This is a genomic window from Bradyrhizobium sp. (assembly GCF_016462955.1).
In the GTDB taxonomy this organism is placed as follows: domain Bacteria; phylum Pseudomonadota; class Alphaproteobacteria; order Rhizobiales; family Xanthobacteraceae; genus Bradyrhizobium.
Window position 1 is genome coordinate 1 of the sequence record NZ_JAEMSD010000324.1, and the last position, 8,135, is coordinate 8,135.

Annotated in this window: 10 protein-coding genes; 4 read left to right on the top strand and 6 right to left on the bottom strand. The window is 66.3% G+C overall.

Annotation, left to right across the window (positions count from 1 at the left end; all coding sequences use genetic code 11):
* From JHD07_RS26680 to JHD07_RS26690, 3 genes are all read right to left on the bottom strand, one after another.
* Window positions 1-429, bottom strand: a 429-nt coding sequence (locus JHD07_RS26680; RefSeq protein WP_291627469.1) for an electron transfer flavoprotein subunit beta/FixA family protein, incomplete at its 3' end; no start/stop codon positions are given.
* Window positions 430-555: 126 nt separating this feature from the next.
* Entirely contained in the window at window positions 556-1,128 is a 573-nt protein-coding gene (locus JHD07_RS26685; RefSeq protein ID WP_291627471.1) for a cob(I)yrinic acid a,c-diamide adenosyltransferase, read from the bottom strand.
* A gap of 2 nt (window positions 1,129-1,130) precedes the next feature.
* Window positions 1,131-1,325 (bottom strand): twin transmembrane helix small protein, encoded by a 195-nt coding sequence (locus JHD07_RS26690; protein WP_291627473.1) that lies wholly within the window; start codon window positions 1,323-1,325, stop codon window positions 1,131-1,133.
* 221 nt (window positions 1,326-1,546) lie between these two features.
* Between JHD07_RS26690 and JHD07_RS26695 the strand changes: the two genes are divergently transcribed.
* The gene (locus tag JHD07_RS26695; RefSeq protein WP_291627475.1) at window positions 1,547-2,440 is read left to right on the top strand and encodes a YihY/virulence factor BrkB family protein; all 894 of its coding nucleotides are present in this window, start codon (window positions 1,547-1,549) and stop codon (window positions 2,438-2,440) included.
* Here the strand turns inward: JHD07_RS26695 and JHD07_RS26700 are convergent.
* Window positions 2,367-3,629 carry an ATP-binding protein gene (locus tag JHD07_RS26700; RefSeq protein WP_291627477.1) on the bottom strand — a complete coding sequence of 421 codons (1,263 nt, stop codon included), beginning with the start codon at window positions 3,627-3,629 and terminating at the stop codon, window positions 2,367-2,369. The genes JHD07_RS26695 and JHD07_RS26700 overlap by 74 nt on opposite strands.
* 101 nt (window positions 3,630-3,730) lie before the next feature.
* On the bottom strand, window positions 3,731-4,600 hold the full coding sequence (gene gluQRS, locus JHD07_RS26705) for a tRNA glutamyl-Q(34) synthetase GluQRS (RefSeq protein ID WP_291627478.1): 870 nt from the start codon (window positions 4,598-4,600) through the stop codon (window positions 3,731-3,733).
* Window positions 4,601-4,716: 116 nt separating this feature from the next.
* Here gluQRS and JHD07_RS26710 point away from each other — a divergent pair, with 116 nt between their 5' ends.
* Window positions 4,717-5,364 (top strand): DNA-3-methyladenine glycosylase 2 family protein, encoded by a 648-nt coding sequence (locus JHD07_RS26710; RefSeq protein WP_291627480.1) that lies wholly within the window; start codon window positions 4,717-4,719, stop codon window positions 5,362-5,364.
* Here the strand turns inward: JHD07_RS26710 and JHD07_RS26715 are convergent.
* Complete coding sequence (locus JHD07_RS26715) at window positions 5,361-6,248, bottom strand: LysR family transcriptional regulator (RefSeq protein ID WP_291627482.1); 888 nt, start codon at window positions 6,246-6,248, stop codon at window positions 5,361-5,363. The two genes, JHD07_RS26710 and JHD07_RS26715, sit on opposite strands and share 4 nt — an antisense overlap.
* 183 nt (window positions 6,249-6,431) lie before the next feature.
* Here JHD07_RS26715 and JHD07_RS26720 point away from each other — a divergent pair, with 183 nt between their 5' ends.
* Window positions 6,432-7,406 (top strand): nitronate monooxygenase family protein, encoded by a 975-nt coding sequence (locus JHD07_RS26720; RefSeq protein ID WP_291627484.1) that lies wholly within the window; start codon window positions 6,432-6,434, stop codon window positions 7,404-7,406.
* 35 nt (window positions 7,407-7,441) lie between these two features.
* Window positions 7,442-8,135, top strand: a 694-nt coding sequence (locus tag JHD07_RS26725; protein ID WP_291627486.1) for an ABC transporter substrate-binding protein, incomplete at its 3' end; no start/stop codon positions are given.

Genomic DNA, 8,135 nt, shown 5'->3' on the forward strand with positions numbered 1-8,135 from the left:
GGCGAAGGTCGCCTGCGACCAGCCGAGCAACGCGGCCAGCATCTGGCCGGTCTGGTTCGAGTCGTCGTCGATCGCCTGCTTGCCGAGAATGATCAGGCCCGGCTGCTCTTCGTCCGCAACCTTCTTCAGGATCTTGGCAACGGCGAGCGGCTCGACGATGCCTTCCGCCTTCACCAGGATGCCGCGGTCGGCACCCATGGCAAGACCCGTGCGGATCGTCTCCGACGCCTGCGCCGGCCCGATGGAGACCACCACGACCTCGGTCGCCTTGCCGGCTTCCTTCAGGCGCAGCGCTTCCTCGACCGCGATTTCGTCGAACGGGTTCATCGACATCTTGACGTTGGCGAGTTCAACGCCCGATCCATCGCCCTTGACGCGGACCTTGACGTTGTAATCGACCACCCGCTTTACCGGCACTAAGACCTTCATCGATCCTCTTTCACTCAATTTGGGAGGGGGGTTATCAACTGGCGCGGAACCTAAAGGCCTGATCTGCCCCGGTCAACGCGCGAACGGGCCTAATTTTGGCCTTCTGAAATGCGGGCGCACGATGGGTCAGCGGTTCTGTCCGGGAACCCAGAGCACGTCGCCGGCGCCATTGCCGTTAGCCGTCCGGCTCGCCACGAACAGGAAGTCGGACAGGCGATTCATATAGTGGATGCCAGCCGCGTTGACTGGCTCGCCGGGACGGGCCGCCAGTTCCACCATCACGCGTTCCGCCCTGCGGCATATTGTGCGCGCGACGTGGAGGTAAGCCGCAGCCGGCGTACCGCCGGGAAGCACGAAAGAGGTCAGCGGCGCGAGCTGGTCGTTAAGCATGTCGATGTCGCGCTCGAGCCGCTCGACCTGACTCGCCACCACCCGCAGCCGCTCGGCTTTGCCCTCCCGCTCGGGCACCGCGAGATCGGCGCCGAGGTCGAACAGATCGTTCTGGATGCGGCCGAGCATCGCGTCGAGCTCCGGCACGGCTTGGGTGTGGAGCCTGACCACGCCGATCGCGGCGTTGGTTTCGTCGACGGTGCCGTAGGCTTCGATGCGCAGATCGTATTTTGGGCGCCGCTCGCCGGTTCCGAGCGCAGTGGTGCCGTCGTCGCCTGTCTTCGTGTAGATGCGGTTCAATACGACCATGGTCAGCGCCCCATCGCCCAGATCGCCGCCATTGCGATGATGATCGCCACGAACTGCAGCAGCACGCGCCAGCGCATCAGCTTCTGGGAGGTGTTGGGCGAACCGCCGCGCATCATGTTGATGAGCCCGAGCAGCAGCACCAGCGCCACGGCGCCGGCGGCGGCCGGCAGGATGAAAGTACTGAGGAGAGATGCCATCGGGGCTAGATAACACCGCGTGCGGCGCTCCGCCATCTCCCCGATTCGTCATTCCGGGCTCGCGCTGCGCGCGCCCCGGAATGACAGCGCGGCACTTCGCGAACTGGCTTTTGGGTCAATAATATCAGATGGTAGCGAGATGGTTTCCGATTTGCGCCCATTGCCTGTTCTCCCGATTTCTCCCTGCACGCAGGGCGAAAGAGCAGCGGTGTAGGTGCCAGGTGAGAGCGATCCGCTACATTTACGTCGTCGCGATGGACGCGTTCTACACCTTCCTGGCCGATGACGGCTGGGCGATCGCGAGCCACATCGCGCTGTCGACGCTGATGGCGCTGTTCCCGTTCCTGATCGTGCTGACCTCGCTCGCCGGCTTCTTCGGCTCCAAGGAACTCGCCGACCAGGCCGCCAGCCTGATGCTCCAGGTTTGGCCCAAGCAAGTCGCCGATTCGATCTCGGGCGAGGTGCATGACGTGCTGACCACGACCCGGACCGGCCTTTTGACGATCGGCGCGGCGCTGTCGGTCTATTTCGCCTCAAACGGCGTCGAGGCGCTGCGGGTCGCGCTCAACCGCGCCTACGCGGTGGTGGAGATGCGAAGCTGGTACTGGCTCCGGCTGGAATCGATTGCCTATACGATCATTGCGGCCTTCACGGCGCTCGCCATGGCGTTCCTGATCGTGCTCGGTCCGCTCATTATCGAGGCGGCGCGGCGCCACATTCCGCTGTTCGTCGAATCCAACGAGAGCATTCTCACCTGGGTGCGCTACGGCATCTCCATCGGCGCGCTGGTGATCGCACTGCTCATCCTGCACGCCTGGCTGCCGGCGGGACGGCGCAGCTTCCTGCAGATATTGCCCGGCATCGTCTTCACCATCGTGGCGTCGCTGATCTCGAGCATCGTGTTCGGGCAATATCTGGCCCGCTTCGCCAACAACTACGTGACGATGTATGCGGGCCTGGCCTCGGTGATCATCGCGTTGGTGTTCCTGTATTTCATCGCCGCGATCTTCGTTTACGGCGGCGAGCTCAACGCCGCGATCATCAAGTCGCGGCTTCCTCACGGCGTGTCGCTTCAAGCAGCGCAGTCGCTAAAGCCCTCGGAGACACAGGCTTGACCAGGAAGGCGTCGGCACCGGCCTCGCGCGAGGCAGCCTCGTCCTCGCCGCGGCCGGATACGCCGATGATCGGAATCCGGGCGAGCGGCGTCGCCAGCGCGCGGATCCGCCGGATGGCCTCGATGCCGTCGATCCCTGGCAGCACCATGTCCATCAGCACCGCGTCAAACGCGCCCAGCTCCAGCCGGTTCACGGCATCCTCGCCGCGCCCGATGAACTCGGCTTGATGGCCAAGCTCGGTCAGGATCGTGTTGAGCACGACGCGGCCGAATGGGTTGTCCTCGACGCTGAGCACGCGAAGAGCGGGCACCCTATCAGGCCCGCTGCCGTCATTCGCCTTGCGGGACTTGCCCGGTTCTGCCTCATCCAGCGACACCGTTAGCGTGAAGGTGGCGCCGCCGCCACGGCGCGCAGCGACGGTGATGTCGCCGCCCATCGCGCGCGCCAATTGCTTGACCGAGGAGAGCCCGAGGCCGGCGCCGCCGAAGCGGGCGGCGATGGTGACATTGGCCTGGGTGAACGGGCGGAACAGCCGCTTGATCTCGGCCATGGTCAGGCCGATGCCGCTGTCGGACACGGAGAAGGCGACGCCGACCCTGCCCTTCGCTTTGCCCTTGCCGGGGCGCCACGGCTCGACGGCGAGCGCCACGCCGCCCTGGTCGGTGAATTTCACGGCGTTGTCGATCAGGTTCTCGAGCGCGGCACGCAGGCGGACGGAATCGCCGACCACGAGGCCGGGAAGTTTTTCGGAGATCTGAACATCGGCCTGGAGACCTTTGGCCGCGGCGCGGCCGGCCAGCGAATCGCCGGCGCTGCGGGCAAGCGCTCGCAAATCGAACAGGTCCTGCCGCAGCGTACTGCCGCCCTTCCCCGTTCCCTTGCCGGTTCGGGCAGCGTCCACGAACAGCGTGGCGAGGCTCGCCAGATGCTCGGCGCCGGCCTTGATGGTATCGGCCCAGCGCCGCTCCCGCTCGCCGAGATCGGAGGTCGCGAGCAGGTCGCTGATCGCCAGAATGCCGGTCAGGGGGGTACGCACCTCATGAGCAAAGGCGGCGAGCGCCGCCTGGACCACGTCAGGCGTGACCGCCTTGCTGCTGCGCTTTCGCAGCCGGCCGGCCGCCCCGGACGGCTTCCGAGGCGGTCGCCTGGACGTCCGCGTGGTGCGCACTGGGCGCGTTTTCGCCGCCATAGATCCCCTTCGAAGTACCCTCTTCGAACCCCGCGCTGTCCGAGCATGGCACGGAGGAACACCTGGAGTCACGGCGGCGTTTTGCTAACCCCCAGAGAAACTTAACCTAATCCCACCAGCTGGCGGATGCCGGCGGGCGTGAGGCCGGCCGCGCGCAATTCGCGCAGTCCGGTCGAGCGGCTGGATTTCGACAGCTTCCGTCCCGCGTCGTCGCGAATCAGCCGGTGATGGCGGTAGACGGGGGCAGGCAGGCCGAGCAGGACCTGGAGCAGGCGGTGCACCGCGGTGGCGTGAAACAGGTCCTGACCGCGCACGACCTCGCTGACGCCCTGGAGCGCGTCGTCGACGGCAACCGAGAGATGGTAGCTGGTCGGCGTCTCCTTGCGGGCCAAGATCACGTCGCCCCACGCCTCCGGCCGCGCCGGCACCATGCCACGCTCGCCGTCCGGCCCCTCGCCCAATTCCTTCCAGCTCAGACCGCCGGTGCGGCGGCAGGCGGCTGCCATGTCGAGCCGCAGGGCGTAAGGCATGCCCGTATCGATGAGTCTGTCGCGCTCGGCAGCGGAGAGCGACTTCGCATCGCCGGGATAGAGCGGCGCGCCATCCGGATCGCGCGGCCACGGCCCGTCGGCCTCGCGCGCCGCCACCAGCCGTGCGATCTCGGCCCGGCTTTCGAAAGCGGGATAGACGAGGCCGAGCGCAGAGAGCTTATCCAGCGCCCCGCGATAATCGGCGAGATACTCCGACTGCCGCCGCACCGGCGTCTCCCAGGCAATCCCAAGCCAGGCGAGATCCTCGTACATCGCCGCCTCGAACTCCGGCCGGCAGCGCGTCATGTCGATGTCCTCGATCCGCAGCAACAGCCGCCCGCCGGTTTCCCGCGCGCGATCGAAGTTGAGCAGCGCGGAATAGGCGTGGCCGAGATGCAGAAAGCCGTTCGGGCTGGGGGCAAACCGGAAAACGGGTGGCATGGATTCTCACGAGGCTTGTCATGGCCGGCTCGACCCGGCCATCCATCTTCCAAGGACTCTGTTACGATAGGAGATGGATGCGCGGGTCAAGCCCGCGCATGACGAGTTGAAACACCATGACCATCCACCTCGAAACCCAGTCCGATCTCGAAGAAGCCGTCCTTGCGCTGATCAAGCGCGATCCGCGCCTTAAGCCCGTGCTCGAGATCGCGGGCATGCCGGCGCTGCGGCGGCGCGAGCCGGGCTTTGCGGGACTCGCGCACATCGTCTGCGGGCAGCAGCTTTCCACTGCCAGCGCCGCCGCGATCTGGGGGCGGCTGTCGGCGGCCTTCGATCCGTTCGACCATGACGCGGTGCGCCGCGCTCGCACCGACCGGCTCGGACGGCTTGGCCTTTCCGCCGCCAAGATCAAGACGCTCAAGCATCTCGCCCGCGAGATTGCCTCGGAGCGGTTGAATCTCGACGTGCTTGCGGAGGAAGATGCCGATGCCGCGCATCACACTCTGATTGCGTTGCCTGGCATCGGCCCCTGGACCGCCGACCTGTTGTTCTGCCTCGGCCATGGCGATGCCTGGCCGGCCGGCGACCTTGCGGTCCAGGAGAGCATCCGCATCGGGCTCGGCCTAAAAGCGCGCCCGACGGAGAAGCAGATGGCGCCGATCGCCGAGCCCTGGCGTCCGCTGCGCGGCGCGGCGGCGCATCTGTGGTGGGGCTATTATCGCGCGGTGAGGAAGCGTGAGGGCGTGCTGGCGGGATCGACCTAGCCGCGCAGCCGCTCGCGATCGGCGCGGGCACATGCGGCCACGAATTCGACCACGGCCCGCACCGCTGGAAGGTCGACGAGGTCGGGATGAGCCAGCAGCCACAGGTCGGCCACGCTGGCGAGCTTTCGCGGAGCGACGCGCACGAGGTCGGGATAGCTTTCCGCGACGAAGCAGGACAGCGCGGAGATTCCGATCCCTGCGCGCACGGCCGCCAGCATGTCGCCTTGCGACGAGCAGCGCATCACGATCGTGCCCTGGCGCGTGATCCTGTCGCTCCATCGGGCCAGTTGCGCGTTGGAGTCCTGATCGGCAAAGCCGACGATGCTGTGCCCTTTCCACTCGCCGCTGCGCTCCGGCAAGGACCGTCCCGCGGCATAATCGCGCGAGGCATAGAAGCCGGTGCCGAGGCGGCCGATCTTGCGGCCGACCAGGTTTTCCTCGCCGCTGTCCACCGGACGCAGCACCACGTCGGCTTCGCGGCGCCGCACGCTGGCCGGAAACGGATGCGTGATGATCTCGAGCCGGATGTAATCATGCGCGCTCAGAAAGGCGCGCAGCCGCGGCATCAGCCAGTGCGAGGCCAGCGTCGCCCCGACCGACAGCTTGACCGTGCCGCGCGCATTGTGCCCGCCGGCGCCGACCGCGGCCTCGGCCCGCAGCGCGGCGGCCGCCATGGCCTCCGTATGCTCGCGCAGCGTGCGGCCGGCAGCGGTGAGCACGAAGCCCTCGGCCGCGCGAGCCAGCAACTTGGTGCCAAGCTGCGTCTCCAGCGCAGCGATTTTGCGGCTGACAGTCGGATGGCTGGCGTGCAGCCGCCGTGCAGCCGCAGTGAAACTGCCGGTATCCGCCACGGCCACGAAGGTCTTGCAGAGATCCCAGTCCACCGGCGGCTCCGTTCAAAATTGAATACGTGGATGTTCAATCTTGAACGATCCCGGACACGCCGTCCAACTCTATAATGGGATCAAACGCGAGGCGGGAGATCACCGCCAGTGCGACAATCGACAATGGAAGCGCTCACCTTCGACCCTAAAGGGCTGGGCGCGGCGCGTCGTCAGGAGGATCGGATGGCATTGCCCGCCTTGCTCAAGAACGCACTCGAGCTGCCCGTGGTCGGCTCGCCCCTCTTCATCGTCTCCGGGCCGGAGCTGGTGATCGCCCAGTGCAAGGCGGGCGTGGTCGGCTCCTTTCCTGCGCTCAATGCCCGCCCGGTCGAGAAGCTGGACGAATGGCTGAGCCGCATCGAGGACGAACTCGGCGAATACAAATCGCGCAATCCCGGCAAGAAGGTCGCGCCCTACGCGGTCAACCAGATCTGCCATGCCTCCAACGACCGGCTGATGAAGGACATGGAGACCTGTGTGAAGCACAAGGCCCCCATCATCATCACCTCGCTGCGGCCGCCGGCGGAAATCGTCGAGGCCGCGCATTCCTATGGCGGGCTGGTGTTCCACGACGTCATCAACGTCAAGCACGCGCGCAAGGCCGCCGAGCAGGGCGTCGACGGCCTGATCCTGGTCTGCGCCGGTGCGGGCGGACACGCCGGCACGCTGTCGCCCTTCGCGCTGGTGCGCGAGGTGAAGCAATGGTTCGGCGGCGCGATCCTGCTGTCGGGCGCGATCAGCGATGGTTTCGGCATCGCATCCGCGCTGACGCTCGGTGCCGACCTCGCTTATATGGGCACGCGGTTCATCGCGACGCAGGAAGCCAATGCCGACGAAGCCTACAAGTCCGCGCTGACGCAGCACGCCGCGCACGACATCGTCTACACCAATCTGTTCACCGGCGTGCACGGCAACTATCTGGGACCGTCGATCGCGGCTGCGGGGCTGGATCCTGACAATCTCCCCGCCGCCGACAAATCCAAAATGAACTTCGGTTCCGGCGGCAACATGAAATCGAAAGCGTGGCGCGACATCTGGGGATCGGGCCAGGGCATCGGCCAGATCACCGACGCCCCGCCGGTCGCCGAGCTGGTCGACCGCATGAAGGGTGAATTCGACCAGGCAAGGCGCGAATTCCTGATGCGCGCGAGCGCCTGACGTTTTGGACTTGCAACAAGACACGGGAGGACATCATGAAGCTGGCAGCCGCACTGATTGGCATGTCCCTGCTGGCCATCGCCAGCGGTGGCGCCCATGCCGGGGGCACCGACGAAATCCGCATTGGACAGACCCTGCCCTATAGCGGTCCGGCATCCGGCTTCGGGGCGATCGGACGGACCCAGGAGGCCTTCTTCGAGAAGATCAACGCCGAGGGCGGCATCAACGGCCGCAAGGTCAAGTTCATCACGTTGGACGATGCCTATTCGCCGCCGAAGACGGTGGAGCAGACCCGCAAGCTGGTCGAGCAGGACGAGGTGCTGATGATGTTCGGCTCGCTCGGCACCGCCACAAACAGCGCGGTGCAGCGCTATCTCAACGGCAAGAAGGTTCCGCAGCTATTCGTGCTCTCCGGCGCGACGAAATGGGCCGAGCCGCAGAAATATCCGTGGACCATGCCCGGCATGGCCGCCTACGAGTCCGAGGGCGTGGTCTATGCCAAGCACGTGCTCCGCACCAAGCCCGGCGCGAAGATCGCCATCCTGTCCCAAAACGACGATTTCGGCCGCGACTATGTCGCCGGCTTCAAGCGCGCGCTCGGTGACAAGGCCGCCAGCATGATCATCGCGGAGCAGACCTACGAGACCAGCGCGCCGACGATCAGCTCCCAGCTCTCGACCCTGAAGGCCTCGGGCGCGGACGTGCTGTTCGGCGTCGTGCTCGGCAAGT

What these genes read in the sequence shown, in the direction of transcription:
- JHD07_RS26700 (WP_291627477.1), bottom strand. Translation starts at nt 3,629, where the DNA reads ATGGCGGCGAAAACGCGCCCAGTGCGCACCACGCGGACGTCCAGGCGA.
- JHD07_RS26710 (WP_291627480.1), top strand. Translation starts at nt 4,717, where the DNA reads ATGACCATCCACCTCGAAACCCAGTCCGATCTCGAAGAAGCCGTCCTT.
- JHD07_RS26690 (WP_291627473.1), bottom strand. Translation starts at nt 1,325, where the DNA reads ATGGCATCTCTCCTCAGTACTTTCATCCTGCCGGCCGCCGCCGGCGCC.
- JHD07_RS26720 (WP_291627484.1), top strand. Translation starts at nt 6,432, where the DNA reads ATGGCATTGCCCGCCTTGCTCAAGAACGCACTCGAGCTGCCCGTGGTC.
- gluQRS (WP_291627478.1), bottom strand. Translation starts at nt 4,600, where the DNA reads ATGCCACCCGTTTTCCGGTTTGCCCCCAGCCCGAACGGCTTTCTGCAT.
- JHD07_RS26685 (WP_291627471.1), bottom strand. Translation starts at nt 1,128, where the DNA reads ATGGTCGTATTGAACCGCATCTACACGAAGACAGGCGACGACGGCACC.